17 protein-coding genes and 1 tRNA gene are annotated in these 21,140 nt (G+C 40.2%); 13 read left to right on the forward strand and 5 right to left on the reverse strand.

The features are described 5' to 3' along the window. The first annotated feature begins 131 nt into the window (after positions 1 to 131). From IM676_RS10550 to IM676_RS10560, 3 genes are read left to right on the forward strand one after another with little or no spacing between them, the layout of a single operon-like run. On the forward strand, positions 132 to 2,543 hold the full coding sequence (locus IM676_RS10550; protein WP_200986881.1) for a dynamin family protein: 2,412 nt from the start codon (positions 132 to 134) through the stop codon (positions 2,541 to 2,543). 48 nt (positions 2,544 to 2,591) lie between these two features. Then, the gene (locus IM676_RS10555; RefSeq protein WP_200986882.1) at positions 2,592 to 3,344 is read left to right on the forward strand and encodes a hypothetical protein; all 753 of its coding nucleotides are present in this window, start codon (positions 2,592 to 2,594) and stop codon (positions 3,342 to 3,344) included. A gap of 13 nt (positions 3,345 to 3,357) precedes the next feature. Beyond that, complete coding sequence (locus tag IM676_RS10560; RefSeq protein ID WP_200986883.1) at positions 3,358 to 5,628, forward strand: dynamin family protein; 2,271 nt, start codon at positions 3,358 to 3,360, stop codon at positions 5,626 to 5,628. 319 nt (positions 5,629 to 5,947) lie between these two features. Here IM676_RS10560 and IM676_RS10565 read toward each other — a convergent pair whose 3' ends face one another. Then, positions 5,948 to 7,198, reverse strand: coding sequence for a tetratricopeptide repeat protein (locus IM676_RS10565; RefSeq protein ID WP_200986884.1), 1,251 nt, complete (start codon positions 7,196 to 7,198; stop codon positions 5,948 to 5,950). Positions 7,199 to 7,269: 71 nt separating this feature from the next. Here IM676_RS10565 and IM676_RS10570 point away from each other — a divergent pair, with 71 nt between their 5' ends. After that, positions 7,270 to 7,857, forward strand: a complete 588-nt coding sequence (locus IM676_RS10570; RefSeq protein WP_200990163.1) for a chromophore lyase CpcT/CpeT — start codon at positions 7,270 to 7,272, stop codon at positions 7,855 to 7,857. Positions 7,858 to 7,877: 20 nt separating this feature from the next. Here IM676_RS10570 and cpdA read toward each other — a convergent pair whose 3' ends face one another. Beyond that, positions 7,878 to 8,675, reverse strand: coding sequence for a 3',5'-cyclic-AMP phosphodiesterase (gene cpdA / locus IM676_RS10575; RefSeq protein WP_200986885.1), 798 nt, complete (start codon positions 8,673 to 8,675; stop codon positions 7,878 to 7,880). Between the two features lie 363 nt (positions 8,676 to 9,038). Between cpdA and IM676_RS10580 the strand changes: the two genes are divergently transcribed. From IM676_RS10580 to IM676_RS10610, 7 genes are all read left to right on the forward strand, one after another. After that, positions 9,039 to 9,110: transfer RNA gene (locus IM676_RS10580), tRNA-Cys, on the forward strand. 176 nt (positions 9,111 to 9,286) lie between these two features. After that, complete coding sequence (locus IM676_RS10585) at positions 9,287 to 10,501, forward strand: bifunctional sterol desaturase/short chain dehydrogenase (RefSeq protein ID WP_200990164.1); 1,215 nt, start codon at positions 9,287 to 9,289, stop codon at positions 10,499 to 10,501. Between the two features lie 165 nt (positions 10,502 to 10,666). Next, positions 10,667 to 11,692, forward strand: a complete 1,026-nt coding sequence (locus IM676_RS10590; protein ID WP_200990024.1) for an IS701 family transposase — start codon at positions 10,667 to 10,669, stop codon at positions 11,690 to 11,692. 144 nt (positions 11,693 to 11,836) lie between these two features. Further along, the gene (locus IM676_RS10595; RefSeq protein ID WP_200986886.1) at positions 11,837 to 13,120 is read left to right on the forward strand and encodes an ABC exporter membrane fusion protein; all 1,284 of its coding nucleotides are present in this window, start codon (positions 11,837 to 11,839) and stop codon (positions 13,118 to 13,120) included. Positions 13,121 to 13,254: 134 nt separating this feature from the next. Continuing rightward, on the forward strand, positions 13,255 to 14,421 hold the full coding sequence (gene devC / locus IM676_RS10600) for an ABC transporter permease DevC (protein ID WP_200986887.1): 1,167 nt from the start codon (positions 13,255 to 13,257) through the stop codon (positions 14,419 to 14,421). A 92-nt stretch (positions 14,422 to 14,513) separates the two neighbouring features. Further along, positions 14,514 to 14,720: a glycogen debranching protein gene (locus IM676_RS10605; RefSeq protein ID WP_200986888.1), complete on the forward strand. Its 207-nt coding sequence runs from the start codon at positions 14,514 to 14,516 to the stop codon at positions 14,718 to 14,720. Positions 14,721 to 15,092: 372 nt separating this feature from the next. Beyond that, the gene (locus IM676_RS10610; protein ID WP_225880512.1) at positions 15,093 to 15,665 is read left to right on the forward strand and encodes a methylmalonic aciduria and homocystinuria type D protein; all 573 of its coding nucleotides are present in this window, start codon (positions 15,093 to 15,095) and stop codon (positions 15,663 to 15,665) included. 33 nt (positions 15,666 to 15,698) lie between these two features. Here the strand turns inward: IM676_RS10610 and IM676_RS10615 are convergent, their stop codons facing one another. Next, entirely contained in the window at positions 15,699 to 16,763 is a 1,065-nt protein-coding gene (locus IM676_RS10615; protein ID WP_200986890.1) for a potassium channel family protein, read from the reverse strand. Between the two features lie 150 nt (positions 16,764 to 16,913). On the opposite strand from IM676_RS10615, the gene IM676_RS10620 reads away from it, so the two are divergent. Then, positions 16,914 to 18,197 carry an aspartate aminotransferase family protein gene (locus IM676_RS10620; RefSeq protein ID WP_200990165.1) on the forward strand — a complete coding sequence of 428 codons (1,284 nt, stop codon included), beginning with the start codon at positions 16,914 to 16,916 and terminating at the stop codon, positions 18,195 to 18,197. 77 nt (positions 18,198 to 18,274) lie between these two features. Here IM676_RS10620 and tsaB read toward each other — a convergent pair whose 3' ends face one another. Both tsaB and IM676_RS10630 read right to left on the reverse strand, forming a co-directional pair. Further along, entirely contained in the window at positions 18,275 to 18,934 is a 660-nt protein-coding gene (gene tsaB / locus IM676_RS10625; protein WP_200986891.1) for a tRNA (adenosine(37)-N6)-threonylcarbamoyltransferase complex dimerization subunit type 1 TsaB, read from the reverse strand. 175 nt (positions 18,935 to 19,109) lie between these two features. Then, positions 19,110 to 19,358, reverse strand: a complete 249-nt coding sequence (locus IM676_RS10630; RefSeq protein ID WP_200986892.1) for a Ycf34 family protein — start codon at positions 19,356 to 19,358, stop codon at positions 19,110 to 19,112. 89 nt (positions 19,359 to 19,447) lie between these two features. On the opposite strand from IM676_RS10630, the gene IM676_RS10635 reads away from it, so the two are divergent. Beyond that, positions 19,448 to 20,719 (forward strand): tRNA nucleotidyltransferase/poly(A) polymerase family protein, encoded by a 1,272-nt coding sequence (locus IM676_RS10635; RefSeq protein WP_200986893.1) that lies wholly within the window; start codon positions 19,448 to 19,450, stop codon positions 20,717 to 20,719. The last annotated feature ends 421 nt before the right edge of the window (positions 20,720 to 21,140 follow it).

Here is a 21,140-nt window from a genome sequence, read left to right on the forward strand (position 1 = left end):
TGGGTGAAGTATTTCCACAAAATGATTAATTGTATTGAAGAAATGTTGAAATTTTTAGCATATGGAGATTTACACTACCAATAGGCTAAACTAAGAAAGTACAACAATTGTACAAATAAATACAAAATAATATGAATAATCAAGTCTACGAGGTATTTGAAGCTGTCGAATTTAAAGCCAAACTACTGGCTCAATACTGGCATAATTTTCACATAGAAATCTGCCAGCACTTACCAGAGACATATCTAACTGAAATAGAAAAACTCTCCCAAAACCTGGAAACAGCCTTAAATCAACTGGTTAATCAACTGCGATATCCCACTCTTACCCTAGCCACCACAGGAACCACCAGCAGCGGTAAAAGCACCTTAGTTAATTTACTCTGCGGAGCGGAAATTGTACCAGTAGCGGTGAGTGAAATGAGTGCTGGTACTGTCACCATTGAATACAATCCACAAAAGTCTTTAGTCATCTATGAAACCCCAGGCGCATTGTGGGAATGTGGGGAATGGAAGGGTATTACTGAAGAAAAAATTTATCAGCGTCTCTACCAGGCGATGATCACTTATCTTGAGAACCGAGAAACACAACCCAACTTGGCCTGTCCACAATCTAAAATTTTTTACCCCATTAGACTTTTAAACGATTCCCAATGGGAACTACCACAGGGTACTACGGTGAGAATTTTGGATTTACCCGGTTTAGCTTACGTGGGTGATCAGGGTAACGCTGATGTGATTAAACAGTGTCGTGAGGCCTTGTGTATAGTCACCTATAACAGCGCAGAGACAGATTCCCAAAAAGTAAATAGTTTACTACAAGAAGTAGTACAGCAGGTCAAAGATTTAGGCGGTTCTCCCGCGAGAATGCTATTTACTTTGAATCGAATTGATGTTTTCCGCACCGATAAAAACTGGCCAGAAACAGAAAATCGCTTTTGTGAAAGCACCATCGCTAATATTAAAAAGGAGTTAACCCAGCAGCTAAGGGAATACTCAGAGGAAATCAACAATTTAGAAGTAGTCAAATTAAGTACATGGCCCGCCTTGTTGTCGCTGCAAATGCAAAGTTTTGATACTATTTACAGTGCTGAAGCCTGTAAAAAGGCGGATAACTATTTTAGTGTATTAATTGAAGATATATTGGAAGATTTGCCCCGGAACACTCAAAAATGGTCTGTTCACGACAAAAACAGAGTGGCGCAAGCATTATGGCAAAAATCCTATGGCCAGGAATTTCACGATAACTTAAGAAAACATATTAATCAACATTTCCCCCAGTTAGTCATACCTCAAATCATAGAACGGTTTAATATAGCTGCTGGAAATGCTATTAGAGAGTGGTCTTTACAAACAACAACGGCTATTGTTAATAGTTCTGAGGAACAATATCAACAAGAGTGCGAGAAAATATCACAAACCAGGTCAGCGCTACAGTCATTACTAGAAGAAAGTGATGGACAGCTGAAAAAACCCTGCGAAGACCTAGAACTAAAAGTTAAACAGGTTTTAGCAGGGGAATCAACAGAAGACCTAGTTAATCACATTAAAAAGGTAATTGGGGAACTGCAAGCACAGGCACCTTATAATCAATTAGGAGAGAAATTATTCCCCATATACGGATGCTTCCCGGAATTGAACAAGGGAATTAACCAAGTATTAGAAGCAGTTGCAAAGTCTTTAGAAACCGGAAAGGTAGATTTAGACACTCCCAACTTGAAACGAGCCAATGTATTAAGCGTGAATTTACTCTCAAAAAATTTACAGCGTTTAATTAACTTGGGTTATACAGGTTCCCTAGCTAAAGAAGGGAAAAAGATGGAAGCGCGGACAGAAACACAGAAAAAAGAACTCAAACAGATCAATGAGGAACTCAATGAACTAGCTATACATTTAAACATTATTTTGCAAGATGTATTAAAGCAAGTTTCCCAACAAGTAGTAGAGAGAATTTACAATTCAGTTTCTGAATTATTCCGTTGTCATTTGGCTTATATTGAAGAAAATGCCAATAATCAAGCCCCCCATATAGCGATCAAATTCCCAGAAGGACAACTGATTAAAGTTGACGCTAACCAATTGACATTTAATTTCTCCTTTCAAGCTGGTTTTCCTATTCATCAAGGAACTTGGGAAGAAGAAATCAAGATAGAAAAAAAAGAAAGAGTCTGGTATACTCTATGGATATGGAAAAAAACTTTTTATGAAACCGAATATGAAACCCGTTCTAGTGATAATGCGGCAATACCTAGTGTAGAAGATTTGCTGACCAGTTGGATTATTCAGTCGAAACAGCAAGAAGCAGAAATAGTCAATAAAATCGCCACTTGGTTAATCACACAAGTTAATTGTTTAAAAAAAACCGTATCTCAAATTCAGAATGATATTATTGACCGTTATCAAGCCAGACTGGATAAAGCACACCAAGAAACTACTCTAGATTATGAAAAACACAGAAATATCTGGGTACCTATACAAGAAAAAGCTCAAAACCTCTCTGAAGATTTTGATAGCTTAGGACAAAGTTGGAACCTGAAAAGTTGATTTTGCATATGTTTATTTTGCATATAAAATCAATTCAAATATAATCATATGCAGCCATCAAAATTAAAGGAACTATATCAACAAGTGTATGATCAAGTGTATCCTCAGATTAAGGATCAGAAACTAGGAGTTTTAGCTACGGTAATTCACGTGATCCTTGATTCAGATCAAACACAAGCTGAAAAAATTCGTCAAGAATGGGGAATTGAAGGTAACTCTTCTTGGGAAGAGGATTTATCTATAGTATCGAATGTAATAGGATATAACTTAATTAGGAGCAAAAAGATGGAGCAATTTATTATTATACTCATAGCTTCGGCAATTGTAGGAGTTCCTGCTTGTCTAAAATATATACAAGATACAAAGCAAAAATCAGATTCTAACAGTAAAACACCCCCTCCTCCTCCCCCAAAAAAGAGTGAATGTGCATCTTTATATCTGGTTGTACCAGCATCAGTAGCGAGAAAATTTACCGAGGGTAAACCTATTAATCAAGCTGAGGTAGAAGAACTGATAGATAATGCTTCCTACTTGTTGTGTACTAATATGTGTACTAATGAACAAAAAGCTGATAGAGTCCAGGAGAAACTAGTTTTAACCGAGGATAAGATCACAGATATAAGTGAACAAAGGGAAGTTTACATCAAAATTAACATTGCTGATGGACAAGACATGATCGGGAAGCAAATCCCATACGCTTTAAAAAGTAATCTACCTGCTCATGGTCAAGGGGTGATCCGCAAAATAGCTTGTATTGAATATTTATCTGTGTCGGGTTTAGAAGAATTTAACAGGATTTAAAGGATTTGCCAAAATGGATTGGAAAACAGCATCTTCCTATTATGAAACTCGTCTGAGCGATGCTTTAAATATCCAAAGACACGCTTTGAGTTTAGCTAATTTACCCCAAGCACAAGTTCCTACTAAATTAATAGAAACTCTCATCCAAGAAGCAGAACCCACCCGTCGTCAGTTGGAAAGACTGCAAAAACGTGAGTTCCGCATTGCGGTTGTGGGGTTAGAAAAAGCCGGAAAAAGTACCTTTGTCAATGCTTGGTTAGAATGCGACTTACTCCCAGCAAAGGGAGGAAGATGTACATTTACCACTACACAAATTTACTCCGTTGCAAATGAGTCTGAACAACGACTAGAGGTACAAGCTAAAACCGAAGCTGAATTTACCAACTTACTCACGGAACTAGAAAAAGCCAACGCAAAGGAAGACCTAAATACTATCCACGCTAATCAAGCAACTTTACAGCAAGTGAGGAGGGAAGGCGATCGCATTTTTCCATTTACCAGACTAGAAGATATTAAAGAACTGTTAAAAAAGTATGTAGCTGATGAAAGATACGCTCATGCTGTGTTAGAAGCTAGACTTTATACTAACAAACTTGCACAAGCTGAAGGAATTGTTTTTTATGATGTTCCCGGTTTAGATTCAGGTTTAGCAAAACACGTTGATGAAGCACAGGAAATGTTATCAGACTGTGACGCTGTGATTTTGGTACAGCGTTTTACTAGTCTGAGAGAGAAGGAATTAGAAATCATCAAATTTACAGAACTAGGGGATAAAAACGTCACTGTTGCTGATAAATTGTTTGTATTTCTCAGTCGCATTGATTCTATAGCTAGTCCTGAAGCACTAGAAACCCACATCCAAGAAGCATCTCAAGACTGGTCAAAACGGGCGAACTTACCTAGTCAACGTCTTGTTTCTGGTTCTGCTGGTGCATATTTGATTTTAAATAATATAGCAGGAGCACAGACTAAATTAGAAATTGGCGACCCCAATATAATTACAGCTCATTTACAGCGATTAACTGGGATTACCGATGCAGAAATTCTCAAAACAAATGCTACTGGTATCCCAGCTATTAAAGACAAAATCTTTAATTATATTAATCATGAGCGTGTGAATATTTTAAAGAAACGCTGCGAAGCTTCTGTAAATAAAATCATTAGCACCTCTGAAGAAATTTATCATGTAGTTTGTCAAAAGCACCCGGAAAATACTGAGGAAGCAAAATTATTTGCAGAAAATAATCGACGAGTTTTATTTACAGAATGGTGGAATCAAAAATGGTTAAGCATTAAAGCTGATTTACAACAATATTATGATGAGTATATATCTAGAAACACATTAGGAAATTTAACTACAGACTCCTTACCCAAAATAGAAAAATTCCGCCAAAAATATCTGCAAGTTGTCAACAGCGAAATGCAGAAACTGCGGGAGGAAACATTGCAAAAGAAAGATACTATTTTTTTGGCTAATTCCAATCCAGAATTTGACCGCATGAAAGCTAACTTTGCTTGGCGTGATGATTTATATATTGATATTACCAGGGTGTTATCAACAATTGCCCATGAACTTGCTCTAGAATTAAAGAATGAAGGATTAAAGTTAGTGGAATACATGACCACTTTATTATGGGGAAGTGATCAAGTTAAAGCTAGGTTAATTGAAAATTCCGAAGCTTATTTTTTATCTAAGCTGGAAAATAGTTTAAGTGTGTTATTTTTACGCTTTGCGCGTCCAGTAGCAGAGGTGTTAATTCGCGGTCCAGTTAACAGTGATACCCGCAATAAAATTGTGAAAAGTCTGGGAGTAGATATTGAGATTGTTGATAACTATTATACTGGATTGGAACCTGGTTATAGGTTTTTGAAAAGATATGTAAAGTATGGTGCTGATTTGCTGTTTAACCCGGAAACTCGCCAAAAGGTGTTAGGGGTGACAGAGGTAACACTATCAAAATCTGGAATGACCGAATCTATTGTACCACAAGAAGCTGTGACTTTTGAAGTGGAAACTGATATTAATGCTTTTGAAGAATACTTATGTGCGGCAATTTTTGATGCAGCTAGTTTTGAGTCCTATTGTGTTCAAGAACTCAAGGGATTAGTTGATAGTTTTAGAGATAAACAAGGTACTTGGACGGGGGTGGCTATGAATGAATGGTTACAAGGTAATCCATTACTTTTAGCTGAAGTTCCCCGGAGTTTGCAAGCAACAGAATGTGATTTAGAGGTTAGTGAAAGATTAAGACAGTTATCTATTGCTTTAAACAGGAGCAGTTGAGTTGTTAGAGGATGTTTGATAAGTCATGATTAGTGTATTAACTATTGTTTGACCCCACCCTCTCCTTGCAAGGGTAGGTTTTTAATATGATCTGTGAAGGCAAGACTAGGAAGACAAGGAAGGAAAGTGGACAAGGAAGATTTTATACGGACAATGGTCTTTTAAGGGGCTATTTTTCTTACTAAAAATACAGACTTTGTACTGTTTTTCTCCCTTGTCACCTTGTCCACCTTGTCCACCTTGTCTTGTCCTTGTAAGGGGAGGGGACTGGATTTTATTGTTTTTTGTGTGTTCTCCATTCCTTCCTATTCCCTGTTCCCTATTCCCTATTCCCTGAAACTAAACAACTTTGGATCTCACAAGCATGGGAAATGCTATATTTTGAGGCTTTTTCAATCTGCTGGGTAAAGTATGTTTCTTGATGTTTAAGTTGTTGAGCTAGTTCTAATCCTTTTTTAAAGGCTGCGAGTGCTTGGGAATAGTTCTGAGTTTGTAAATATAATTGCCCAATTTGATCATAACCTATCATCATGCCATAATAATTCATGGCTTGCTCTTGGGTTTCTATAAAAGTTTGGCTGACCTCTAAAGCTGCGTCTGTTTGTCCCTGGTCAATATATAAAGAAATTATTTTTTGTAAAGCTTCCCCAGCTCGGACATACTGCCGAGATTCCATGGCGATAATATAAGCTTGTTGATAGTTGTTAAATGCTTGTTGGAGTAAACTGGGATTTGTTTGGGCGAGGGATTGATAATTAACGCCGATGGCGAGTAGCAATTGTGGTATTTTGATCAGGTTATTTTCCTGTTGGTAAATTGTGACTATTCTCTGGAGAGTATCTATTGCTGCTTGGGGTTGTTGGTGCTGCTGGTATATATAACTTAGCTGTTGCAGGTATTCTAACTCCCTGGCGCGATCGCCTGGAGTAGCAGTTAACTTCAACAATTGCTCATAGGTGGCCGCAGCTTGGGGATAATCAAACCAACTCAAATGGAGTTCGCCTATGGTTGCGAGGGTTTGCAATACTGCTGCTACATCTTGTTGCTGTTCTACTACTGTTAAAATTTGCTGATAAGCTTGTAAAGCTAATTTAGGCGATCGCACTTGCTGGTATGCTTCACCAAGAGCTACCATTAATTCTAAATCAAAACCCTTGGCTTTTTGGGCTTGCTGTTGAATAGTTTGTAATCGCTGTGTAATATATCTAACTTGCTGCCCCGCGTTTTCACCCCAAGCGATCGCGCCAAAGCGGGATAAAGCTTTGACTTCGGCCCATGGACCCAAATAGCGGCGTAACCGTATTTCCCGGTTCCAAATCCCAAAAGCTCCTGGTTGGTCTCCCCCTTGTAATTTAGCTGTAGCTTCCTGATTCAAAGCATCTAAAGCCCTCTGTAGGTTTTCCCGTTCTGGGGTGGTTAACTGTTGTTTATCCCTCAAAGGCGGTAGGAGGGGGTCAGGGGTGGTAACTTCTAGGGGATTGGGGGGAAATTTAGCCTGTGCTAGGGTAAGCCCAGGATAAAACTGAGAAAAGACAACTAGACTAACAGTAATACACAAGTGCCTGAGCATAGATAATTTACCTCAGATGTGATCATCCCAAGCCATAAAATAAAGCTAGATAATCTAAATTAACATCTGTAATTACTAATTCCATGGATATTACCACCTTAGCCCGCTGGATGGCGGCTGATTTTAGTAATCAAGCACAAGCCTTTGAAAATCCCCCCTTTTTCGCCCATATTCGCGTGTGTATGCGCCCTTTACCTGTAGAATTATTATCAGGGGTGAGTTTGTTTGTTGAACAAGCCTATGATTATATGCTCAATGACCCCTACCGTGTGCGGGTGTTAAAATTGCTCAACGCCGGCGATCGCATCGAAATTGAAAACTACACCGTCAAATCAGAAGAAAATTTTTATGGCGCATCCCGTGACCTCCCACGCTTACAAACTTTAACTAAGGACTGCTTAGAAAAGCTACCAGGATGTAATATGATTGTAGAGTGGTCTGGTAACAGCTTCAAAGGCAAAGTAGAACCGGGTAAAGGTTGTATTGTCTTTCGTAAGGGACAAAAAACCTACTTAGATAGTGAATTTGAAATTGACGAAGAGAAATTTATCAGCCTTGACCGAGGACGGGATTTAGACACCAACGAACATATCTGGGGTTCCGTCGCTGGTCCGTTTTACTTTGTGCGTCGCCAAACTTTTGCCGATGAGGTAATATAGGTAACACAAGTATAGTTCAATTAAGATACTGTAGCAACTAACTCCAATGGTTGGAAATAAGGAACTCTTTCTACTGTAGTTTCCCACATCCCATTGGGGTAGAGTTTCAACAACCGAAATCCCGGGTATTTTGAGTCAATCCTCAAAGTAGGGCTTTGGGCGCGGAACTGTAGTCCCGTGGAAGGAGTACCCAGGTAGTGAACTTGGCCGCGTTGGCGTTGAAATTCCTGATGGATATGACCAAATAAGACTAACTTCACCTGGGGATGGCGATCAACAACGGCAAATAATTCTTGGGGATTTTGCAAACTGCTATGATCTAACCAGGGGGAATTGACTGCAAAGGGGGGGTGATGTAGCCCTACTAAAGTGGGATGATCTCCCAATATTGTTAACTCACGGTTAAGCCAATCGAGAGTTTTAGCCCCCAGATAACCATGCCTACAACCGGGAACACAAGAATCTAGTAAGATAAAATTCCACCCACCCCGCTCAAAAGACTTGCGCCGGGAAATCATCCCCATATTTAAGATATTATCCATGGCGATCGCACAGTCATTATTTCCCGGTAACCAATAAGCAGGTATTTGTAGTGGGTTGAGCAGATTTTGGAGATTATCATAGGACTGAAGATTACCATCCCCGGATAAATTTCCCGTCAGCAGCAGTAGATCAACCTCATTCCTGAGTGAGTGTAATTTATCTACAACAGCCTGGAAAGATTTTATGGTAGGCATTCCCAGCATTTTATGATTTTCCGAGCCAAACAGATGTATATCTGTGATTTGAGCAATTGATATGGGGGATACTTGATTCATTTTCACTGATTATCATATTGGCTAAATATTTGATTCTGTGTGGGCACTAACTTACAGGTATAATACCGAACTTCAATGTTGGCATAGAACTAAAAACCATCAATCAACATGGGATTTATCAAAATCCTGGAATTTTTATCCATCTTAAGAGTGAAATTGTATTTTTTTTTGTATTTTACGTCACGCATATTTGCCAGAAATTCATCAATTCCTCACACTTTTCCGATATATCTTTATGTCGTCTTCCTATCTCCTGGAGTGTTAAAATGTCATTAACCACTAAATTCCCTCAAGTCGGGAAAAATTTCCTCAGACGTATGGCGTAAATTTGTGGGATGTGTTATGGTAAGTAATTGTAAGCGCGGCGACATAGCCAAGTGGTAAGGCAGAGGTCTGCAAAACCTTTATCCCCCGGTTCAAATCCGGGTGTCGCCTTCAGAGGTATAGACATTTTAGTCTTACCTAAATATTTTAGGTATCACTGCGCCCTAAAATGGCACTTCTGGGATAACAAAAATTTCCCCAGTAGCAATATATTTTGTCATTCCAAGTTATCCTAATTCTTGTCAGAATATAAAGAAAGATTAAGATTAGGTGGTGTGCTGGAAAAGATGACTATATTCAGTTCAATTAATTGGGTGTTGGTAAGTACCTGTGTGCAGTTTGCTGGGTGGGGAGTGTGTTCACTGCTCCTAGCGGAAGTATTTAGAGATAGTTACCATTTTTTGTGTCACCAGGTGAAATGGTTAGCTAAATGGCACAATAAGCATCATCAAGTATATCGGCGGGATTTGTCTATAGTCTCCCTACAAGCTTACCAGGATTCCCAGCTGTATCATGATGTGGTTGAGTCCGGTTTACTGGTGGTGTTTTTAACAATTATCGCCTTAGTTGTTCAGCACATGGGGTTATGGGTAGGGGTAGCTTATGGCTGTACTTTCTTGTATGGTGCTTCTGTGCGATATTTATCTGGTAAAATCGATACAGACTACAATCACCTACCTGGACCTTTACAAATCATCCCTTCTGTGTGGTGGGTAAATCGTTCTTACCATTGGCGACATCATTTTGATGATGTCAATGCTTATTACAGTGGTGTATTTCCTCTAGTGGATAAAATATTGGGTACAGGACTATCCCTGAAAGGTAAAACCGTCGCTTTAACAGGAGCATCCGGCGCTCTGGGTCAAGCATTAGCAGCGGAACTACTCAAGCATCATGCTAAAGTGGTCGCCTTAACCACTAACCCGGAAAAATTAGCACCCCAGAGTAATTTAAAAGTGCTTTCCTGGGAGTTAGGTAATGAAGCTCAACTCCAGGATAGTTTGAAGAAAATTGATATTTTGATTATTAATCACGGTGTGAATGTCTACAATCATCGCACACCCGAGGCGATCGCCACTTCCTATGAAGTGAACACTTTTTCCGCAGTGCGACTGATAGATATATTTTTAACTACAATCACCGGACCCCAAGACAAAGCGACAAAGGAAATTTGGGTCAATACTTCTGAAGCTGAAGTTTCCCCCGCTTTCAGTCCCCTGTATGAACTGAGTAAACGCACATTGGGAAATATTGTCACCCTCAAGCGTTTAGATGGAAGTTGTGTAATTCGTAAGTTAATATTGGGTCCGTTCAAAAGTTCACTTAATCCCTATGGAGTCATGTCACCCCAGCAGGTGGCTCGTGGTATCTTGTTTTTAGCAAGGCGAGACTACCGGAATATTATTGTCACTATCAATCCTCTTACCTATTTGCTGTTTCCTCTCAAGGAAGCAACTACATGGTTGTACTACCGGGTTTTTAGTAAGATGACTAATAATTAGGCACATACTCATAGTGGGTCAATGTAGAGTCAGTGACCCCACTATTTTTGATACAGCACTTTTCAAGTAAATAAAGTAAATAAAGTAAATAGGAGTTACGCATTGACAGAATAACAAAATAGTGAATTGATAAATATAGGTCGTCTACTTGCTAGGTATCAGACAATTAGAAAAATCACGAAACCATCCACAGCGCAATGCAATCTAGACCTATACACCTTATTTTTACTGTCAGAGCCAAAGTTTGGGGGGTGCAGTAGGTTAGCAGAGATATTAGGAGACGTTTCACATGATAGTGTGAATCGCTTTTTATTGAGAGAGCGATATGAACCGAAAGATTTATTCAACATTATAGAAAAAGTTATTAACTTGGTAGGAGGAATACTAAGTGTAGATGATACAGTGATAGAAAAGATTTACAGCGACCCCAAAAATGCTGAATTAATCGGTTATTTTTGGTCAGGTAAAGCCCATAAAACAATTATTGGCTTAAATTTAATCACTCTATATTACAGTGATATTCATGGTAATTCAGTGCCAATAAATTACAGAATATATGATAAAAAGGAGGGAAAAACAAAAAACGATTATTTTAGAGAAATGGTAAGTGAAATAATAAGCTGGGGAGTCAAACCCAGAATTGTAACAGGTGATAGTTGGTATTCAGGAGTAGAAAATTTGAAATTCCTAAAAAACCAGAAATTGGGTTTTCTCTTCGGAATTGAAAAAAATAGAACTGTTTCAAATGAGCCACACAAGTATTGTCAAGTAAGCACTCTGGCTATTCCCGAAGAAGGATTAAGGACTCATCTGAAAGAATTTGGATTTATAAAGTTGTTGAGGAAAGACTTTAAAAAAGAAGACTCTAGACACTATATTTTGTATCTTCCAGATGAGGAAAGAATCGAGGATATAACTAGAAATGAATTTATGACAATTCATGATACTCATTGGGGAATTGAAACCTTTCATCGAGCCATAAAACAAGTATGTGGAATTTGTCGGTTCATGGTTAGGGATACTCATGCAATTAAGACTCACATCTTTTGTTCACTTCAAGCTTTTGTTAAGTTGGAGTTTATGCGCTCTGAAAAAATAATTAGCAATTGGTATGAAATACAACGGAATCTGTTTACTTTAGTTGTACGTGAGCATATTTTTGCTAATCTTAATAGCGATCGCATGATCTAGATATCATAGATCATATTTTTTGTCAATGCGTAAGTCCTAGTAAATAAAGTACACACCTGAATATTATAAATCTTGTGGGGTGGGCATCCTGCGGTGCCCTATTAAACTCCGGCGATCGCACAAACAGTAATTGAAGAGGTAAAAATGTCCCGAAATGTGCCATTTAAAATTCGCCATCAAAAGTTAATTATATTAGTGGTAGGTGCCACAGTGATCACATCGGGAATTGCTATTTATGGCCTATCCCAGTTTAATTCAAGTAGTGAAAATACCGTAGCCGTAGAAAATCAGCCAACTGCAACCAGAGTTACCGCCCTAGGAAGACTAGAACCAGAAACAGAAGTAATTAGCCTATCAGCACCACTACAATTAGATGGCGATCGCATAGGTGAGATTTTAGTACAGGAAGGAGAGCCAGTCAAATCTGGGCAAGTATTAGCAATTCTGGACTCAAGAACTCGTCTGCAAACTGCTGTAGTCCAAGCAGAAAAACAGCTGGGAGTAGCTGAAGCTAAACTAGCTCAAATTCAAGCAGGGGCTAAAACTGGAGAGATTCAGGCGCAACAAGCAACAATTGAACGTTTACAATCCCAGTTAGAAACAGACATCATCGCCCAGGAAGAAGCGATCGCCCGCATAGAAGCACAATGGCTAGGGGAAAGAATAGCACAAGAGGCGACAATTAACAAACTGCAAGTAGAACTGAATAACGCCCAAGGGGAATATGAACGTTATCAGCAACTATCTGCTGATGGAGTAATTTCTCATTCTTTATTTGACAATAAACGCTTAAGTTTAGACATCGCACAACAGCAACTAAAACAAGCGCAAGCAGTTCTCAATCGCATTAACTCCACAGCAAGCAGAGAATTAACCCAAGCGCAAGTTGCGCTCAAGCGCATCAACTCCACCGGGAATAAACAAATCACAGAAGCAAAAGCCAGACTCAACAGTATTAGTGAAATTCGCCCCGTAGATGTACAAGTAGCCAAAAGTGAAATTGAGAATGCAACCGCCGTACTCAAACAAATGAAAACCAACTTAGAATCTGCCTATATTAAAGCACCAATACAGGGACAAATCCTGAAAATTCACGCCCGCAAGGGCGAAAAAATTGGGGATGATGGAATTGCGCAATTAGCACAAACCCAGCAAATGATTGCTATAGCCCAAGTGTATCAAACCGATATTAGTAAAATTCAACTAGGACAATCAGCAGTAGTTACCAGTCAAGCATTTGATGGTGAATTGCGGGGGACAGTTTCCCAAATTGGTTTACAGGTAAATAGACAAAACGTATTTAGCAACCAACCAGGGGAAAACCTAGATAGTCGAGTCATTGAGGTAAGAATTCGCCTAGATCCCACAGACAGTCAAAAAGTAGCGGGATTAACTAACTTACAAGTGCAAACAGCCATTGAATTATAACACTCATATAAGACTCCTATTTGATTTTTGCACAAGACTCAGTACACACGGCAATTCTTCTTACCTGTTCCCTGTTCCCTGTTCCCTGTTCCCTACCTAGACAAATCAATTCAGAAACCAAACCGGATTTCTATATGTTTTTCAAATTTTTACATAAAACCCCCCTTGCATGGCGACAGTTAATGAAGGAAAAAACTCGTTTACTAGTCGCAGTGGCAGGTATTACATTTGCTGATATGCTGATGTTTATTCAGCTAGGGTTTGAAAGTGCGCTATTTGATGCAGCTACTAAACCCCATCGGAACCTACAAGCAGATTTAGTTTTAATTAATCCGCAATTTCAAACTTTATTTTCAGTCAAAAGCTTTTCCAGACAAAGACTATATCAAACATTGGGTTATGAGGGTGTAGAATCGGTAAATTCTGTTTATATTGGCACTGCACAATGGCGCAATCCCCAAACACGTCTTGATCGTGCTATTTTAGTTTGGGGTATCGACCCTGTAGCACCGGCGTTTAAGTTTCCCCAAGTACAACAAAATCAGGATCATCTCAAATCATTGTATCAAGTGTTGTTTGATCAAGATGGTCGTCCAGAATATGGCCCAGTGGGTGAGATTTTCGCGAAAACAGGTAACTTTGACACAGAACTGAATAATAAAGCCATCACTGTTCGCGGGTTATTTAATAATGGTGCTTCCTTTGCTGCGGATGGGAATGTTATTACTAGTGATTCTACCTTTTTGCAACTCTTCCCCGAACGTGCAAGAGACAAGGTAGAAGTAGGATTGATTACACTCAAGCCTAGTGTAAATATTGAGGAAATGCGATCGCAACTAGCCGCAGGCTTACCCAATGATATTAAAGTATTAACCATAGAAGATTTCGCCCAAATAGAACAGAATTACTGGTCTGAAAGTACTGGGATTGGTTTCATTTTTGGTTTAGGTGTGGTCGTGGGCTTTATTGTCGGTATAGTCATTGTCTACCAGATTCTTTACTCTGATGTCTCCGAACACTTACCAGAATACGCTACCCTTAAAGCCATTGGATATACCGATGGCTATCTGTTGGGGGTTTTGCTACAAGAGGCGTTATTTTTAGCTATTTTAGGTTATATCCCCGCTTTTTTCCTGTCATTTGGATTATATCAGTTAACCTACGCCGCCACCATGCTACCCATAACTATGAAGGTAGAACGAGCCATGACTGTATTTATTCTTACAGTTACTATGTGTAGTATTTCCGGTGCGATCGCCATGGGTAAACTACGTAAAGCTGACCCCGCTGATGTTTTCTAATTCCCCAGCAGTTGTGAGTTTATTGATTCAAGTCCCTCTGTTGAGTAGTATTCTAAAAACATAATTTTAATTACCTTAGGGGGATGTATCCTATGACAATTTGGGTAAACGAGCAAATTGATCCTTCGGGTATGATTCACGCTTGTATTGCTTGTTGTGATGAATCCCAAGCTAAACACTGTCATCAATCCTTTGAAGAAAATTTGACTGATAGCCAAAAATTAGCCGGTTGGGTAGCACAATTGCGAATCGTTAACTCTTGGGATGAAGTCCCAGTTAATGCTCTCAAACTTAATTAGACCCCAGTCTTTTATAAAGGTCATACCCTTGAGGTTTTGACCTTTATTATAGTTCCTGGGGGAATTTTCCCTAATATACAGCGCATTTGATCTGAGTGGGTACGGCAGGGCAGGCAGGATGCCCACCCCACAAGATTTATGATATTAAAGTGTGTACTTTATTTACTTGAAAAGTGCTGTAAGTATTAAATGTATGATGATTTATACGTATAACCTAATAAACCATAAACATCAGACTGAAAAAATCAGCACTCATACACAACAAATTTTAAGAAACATCAATAATTCTGCAAATTTCATGAGTTTTATTAACTTTTAAGAGTTATCATCATAGCAATAGTTGAATATAAAACTTGCGAAACCCGAATTAATATAGTGAACTATTCCCCAGTTTACACTATGGCTAACGCCACGCTATCGCTATCGGAGCAAACCTGTCCTATTAATTTAGTTGGCGAAACAGGACAAGCGGTGCAGATTTCTATTCATCCCCCTAGTCAGTATATCTGTGCCAACTGCGAACGGATATTACCAGACTGGAAAAGTCAACCTGATTTATGGGTTGTAATTGTTTTGCAACAATCACGTTATCAACTAGTAAGAAGAACCACAGCAACAGAATTAGAAAAAGAACGCTTACGAGAAAAGTTTATGCGCTTTGGTTGTGATTTAGCATTTAAACTGCAAGATCACGGCTATTTAACAGACCTAATTGATCCCTGTACCGGTTACCCTTTACTGTCTCATCCGGGAGAAATTCCCCACAACGACACAGCAGTAGTACAAGCCTTGCTCAACTATCCAGTGCTCAAAAATAAATGTCGTGTACTGATTCATCCCCTATGGGGTGCAGCAGTTTATCCGAGTATTTTAATATCAGTTGCACCACCAAAAGTCATCGCCACCTTTACCAAAGAAATTGCACCCTTACACGGTTGGAATTGAATTTAATAGACACACTTTACTTGGATATTAGGATTAAATATTTCTCCCTCGTTCCCGTGGTTGAGCATTAATAGGGATGAGAATTTGGTTGAGCCTACGTAATTGGTCAGATGTTCCCATGCAAATGAGTGTATCTCCAGATAATAAAATAGTATCCCCAGTCGGACCGCCAATCAAACTACCATTAGCCCGGCGAATGGCAATCACTAAAGCTCCAGAGTCCGATCGCAATCTTGTTTGTTTCAAACTTTGACCCACAAGGGGACACACCAGGGGGTCTACGAGAAACTGTTCCATATAAAACTTGCGGTCTGTACCAGAAATAAAATCATCAACAAAATCTAACACCTGGGGTCTTAAGGCTGCTGCAGCCATCCGCTTACCACCGGTAATGTAAGGTGAAACCACGATATCTGCCCCACCACGCTGTATTTTTTTTGCAGATTCCTCCGTACTAGCCCGGGCGATCGCTCTAATTTTCGGATTCAATGTTTTTGCGGTTAACACAGTATATAAATTTTCCGCATCAGAAGGTAAAGCCGCCACAATGCAAACTGATCGGTCTACCCTTACCTTCAAGAGGGTGTCATCTAGAGTCACATCACCCTGATATACTATATACCCTTCTGCCTGTGCCTGTTCTACAGATTCTAAATCCGAATCAACTACGACAAAGGTGACATTTTCCGCCTGAAATTCCTTAGCAATTTGACGCCCGGTGCGACTAAATCCACAGATGATATAATGTTGTGTCAGAGTTTCCATTAACCTTCTCTGTTGCCGTAGTCTCATGCCTTCTTGAAAGTAGCCCTGAATCACGGCTTCTGTGAATCTATTGATCATGTAACCAATAGTGACTACACCCAACAAAATTAAGGCGATTGTAAATAATCGTCCTTGTCTACTCAAGGGATTAGTCTCCCCAAAACCCACAGTAGTTAAGGTAATCACGGTCATATAAGCCGCTTCTTCCCATGACCACCCCTCCATGAACTTGTACCATAAAGTACCGGTCAGGAAAACACCCCCCAGGGAAATAGTCCCCAGAGTCAGTTCTTGTTGCAGTCTTCGGTATTTTTTCTCAAGTGTGGAATACAAAGTTATTTTACCGTTACCATGGTTTGGCAGAGTGTTGAACCCCTCACCTAAAAAAAGTATCAGATTTAATAAATAAAATGTTATTTTTAATAATTTCTAGCAAACTAGTAAGTGACTATTAAAATTAAAGAGATATCAGGAGGCGTGGCCGTGAGTAGAGAAACTCTCATTGAGCAAGCTACTATCCCCCCAACATCAAATTCTATGTCATCCAGCCCTTTTGATGCTGATAGCTTCAATGAAGCTGTCATGTCAACCTATGCTCGGTTTCCCCTAGCTTTAGATCGGGGTGCTGGCTGTCGGGTTTGGGATACCCAGGGACGTGAATATCTGGACTTTGTAGCCGGAATAGCCACTTGCACCCTGGGACACGCCCACCCGGCTATGGTAGAGGCGGTAACGCGCCAAATCCAAAAGCTACACCACGTTTCTAATTTGTACTATATTCCCGAACAAGGGGAATTAGCCCAATGGATAGTTGAACATTCCTGTGCTGACCGGGTATTTTTCTGCAATTCCGGGGCTGAAGCTAACGAAGCAGCGATTAAACTAGCGCGCAAATATGCTCATACAGTTCTAGATATTGACAAGCCGATTATTCTCACAGCTAATGCTAGTTTCCATGGTCGGACTTTGGCCACCATCACCGCTACAGGACAACCAAAGTATCAAAAATACTTTGATCCTTTAGTCCCCGGGTTTGAATATGTTCCCTATAACGATGTTAGTGCATTTGAGGCCGCAATTAGTGAGTTAGACGAAGGTGATTATCGTGTCGCCGCAATTCTCATTGAACCCCTGCAAGGAGAAGGTGGTGTCCGCCCCGGAGATATCGCTTATTTCCAAAAGCTGCGGCGACTTTGTGATGAAACTGGTATTTTGTTGATCTTTGACGAAGTACAAGTTGGTATGGGACGCACTGGTAAGCTATGGGGTTATGAATATCTGGGTGTGGAACCAGATATCTTTACCAGTGCGAAAGGTTTGGGTGGCGGTATCCCCATTGGGGCGATGATGAGTAAGAAGTTCTGCGATGTTTTTCAACCAGGAGAACACGCTAGTACTTTTGGCGGTAACCCCTTTGTTTGTGGTGTGGCCTTGGCTGTTTGTCAGACTTTGGAAAAAGAGAATATTTTGCCAAATGTGGAAGCAAGAGGTACTCAGTTACGTGATGGATTAAACGCCATCGCCGCTAAATATCCCCATGTGATTTCTCAAGTCCGCGGTTGGGGTTTAATCAATGGTATGGAGTTACAAGCAGATATTCAGCTGACCGCCGCTGATATTGTCCAGAAGGCTCTAGAGCAGAGTTTGTTGTTAGTCCCCGCAGGTCCCAAGGTTGTCCGGTTCGTACCCCCGTTGATTGTCACTGAGGCGGAAGTCAATTTGGCTTTACAAACTGTTGAACAAGCGATCGCTTCTTTGACAAGTTAGTTGTGTCTGATCAGCGAGGATGGGTTATCCTGTTTCTCGCTGTTGCGTCCAGGAAACAGGGAAAATGTAAATATATGTTAAGTTTCTACCGGATGTTGCCCATAATATGGTATTGCTTCTAACCAGTGCGGTTGTTGACCTTGTTGCCAATCTAAATAGGCTAATTCCAAAATACTCCCTACAGTTATAGCCAAGTTAGATGTAGCTTTAATTAGTTTATATTCACCCTGCCAGTTAGCTAAGGTGTTGTGCCATGCTTCCGGTGTGAATACAGCATCGGCTAATAAAGTTCTCAGCCGGGAATGCTCAGGGAATGGTTCATATATCCCACCAAAGACTTTTCCCCTTTGGGCTGGCATTTCTACGGCTATAACCCCCGGTGTTTGGGGCTTTTGAGGTTTTTTAGCCCAAGCTAATGCCGCTAGGGTAGAAATCGTAAATACAGGGATATTTAATTGTTGTCCTAAGGTGCGGGCAATGACAAGACCTATCCTGGTTCCGGTAAAACCACCAGGACCCTTAGCTACGGCAATAAATCCTAACTCTTCCCAAGTGTGGGGCTTAATAAATTCTACTAAGTATTGATGGATGTAACTAGATAAATCACGCCCCAAATCCCAAGTATGAGTACGACTTTCACTATTAAAATCACTGATAGCCAGACCCAGTGAGGGGGTGGTTGTGTGTAGTGATAATGCGTAGGTTTTGGCTCCAAGGTCTTCTAGTTGTTGAATCACGATTAATTACAATGTTATACTTCAGATTCACTTACCTATATTAGATAGAAATCAGACTCCCCTGGGAGTTGGGTACATCAAATGATAAGAATCGATACAGGAGTCAACATAGGCTCAAGTTTGACGGCTACCCTAGTAACTTTGTAGTAGCCGCTGTTAATGGTGATCTCTTGGCTCAGGTTGGTACTAGTTCTCCAGGACGCAATTTTGACCACTTACCCACTTCCTGCTTAAAGCTCAAACAACCCACCACGTCCCACTCCATTTCAATGACATCTTGGCTGGTACGAATATTGACGTTGATGGAAGGTTCACTCGGATCAAAGGTGGGATTTTCAGTTAGGTGTGGCTGTTGGTGCTGTGTTTCTACTGCGTGGTAGGTTTGACAGCGGTCTACATAGTGGCAGTTCACACAAATACACATAATCGAACTGACTCCAAAAACCTATTTTACTATTAATGTTAATGTAACTTAAGCCCAATTTGTATTCACTAGTTGTTGGGTTGGTTTTTATGACAATCCACAGTTTGAGCAATCTCACCCTGGTTACCGAAAATTGGCCTTTTAACTGGCAACTACTACCACCATCTGCTTATATGGTAGGTGGTGCAGTGCGTGATGCCCTGTTGAGTAGAACTCGTGAATATTTAGATCTGGATTTTATTGTTCCATCTCAGGCGGTGGAGCTAGCTCGGACGATCGCCAGTCATTATCAAGCCGGTTTTGTACTACTCGACCCGGAAAGACAAATTGCGCGGGTCGTCTTTCCCCACGCCACAGCGGATTTTGCCCAACAGGAAGGAGATAGTTTAGAGGCAGATTTGCATAGAAGAGATTTTACCATTAATGCGATCGCCTATCATCTCCACACCCAAACTATCTTCGACCCCTTACACGGTTATGATGATTTACAACGGGGTATATTACGCATGGTCTCACCAGCTAACCTCAAAGATGACCCTCTGCGATTAATGCGGGCATATCGTCAAGCTGCCCAACTTGCTTTTACCATTGAACCGACTACTCAGGCAACTATTACCACCTTAGCACCACAGATCATAGAAGTCGCCCCGGAACGAGTACGGGGAGAAATTAGTTATTTATTAGCAAATCCTCAAGGGACATCTTGGCTACTTAAGGCCGCGTCAAATCATTTACTTGCGCCTTTCTTTCCCCATGCTACCCCCGAAAGTTGGCAAAAATTAGCAACAGTAGACACACTTGCTGGTGTGATTACTCAACATTGGCCGCAATTGGGTGTCAAATTACAGCAGCATATCCGGGATACCGTCAAAACTACTTGTTTGGGTATTGCTAAACTGGCTTGTTTAGTTCACCCTAACCCAGAAGTTGCTAAAACCCAACTCCAAGCACTGACTTACAGCCGTGCAGAAATTCAGGCTGTGACCACCGCCCTCAAACTCCTTCCCCTACTCAAATCCCCTCATATGTCCGTGCGAGAACAGTATTTCTTCTTCCAAGAGGCGGGAAATGTATTTGCGGCTACAATAATATTAGCCTTAATAGATGATAATTTGGTATCGGTGACTTCAGGGCACAAGTCGCTGCGCGCCTATGCACCATTAATCAGCCGGTATCTGAACCCTGATGATCTGGTTGCCCATCCCACTAAATTAGTGAGTGGCGATAAGTTAATCATATCACTAAATATTCCCCCTTCCCCCAAATTAGGCAAATTATTGACAGAAATTGCCATTGCACAAGCTGAGGGAAAAGTTTCTACCCCAGAAGATGCGATCGCTTTTGCTCGGCAGTTATTATAAAATTTAGGGTAAAAATATATACTTGTAATTAGTCTGGCTACACTCAGACCCTAGGTACACACAACCAGAAGTATTATTCTACGGAATTTCAGAATATTTTTGCTGATCACGCCTAAATCAATCATTAATTAAAATCATAAATTGTCTTTGGGAAACTGAAGCTATGATAAAAGTTGCAAACATGGTCAAAGACCATCATCAACAAAATTAGCAGTTAAGAAAAAAACCATATTATACTAGAAATTCTAGATTATACAGCACCATTAATCCCCTCCCAGGAATTAAATCCTGTTCTTTTTCATGCTCAAGATTATCATGGTGAAAATATCAATTCCTTCTCTACATCACAAAGAAAATTAGACCTTAATAACGAGAATATAGCTAATTTTGATAATCATAAACCAGCATTGATCACCGCCAA

The sequence above is a fragment of the Anabaenopsis elenkinii CCIBt3563 genome (assembly GCF_015245355.1).
GTDB classification, from domain to species: domain Bacteria; phylum Cyanobacteriota; class Cyanobacteriia; order Cyanobacteriales; family Nostocaceae; genus Anabaenopsis; species Anabaenopsis elenkinii.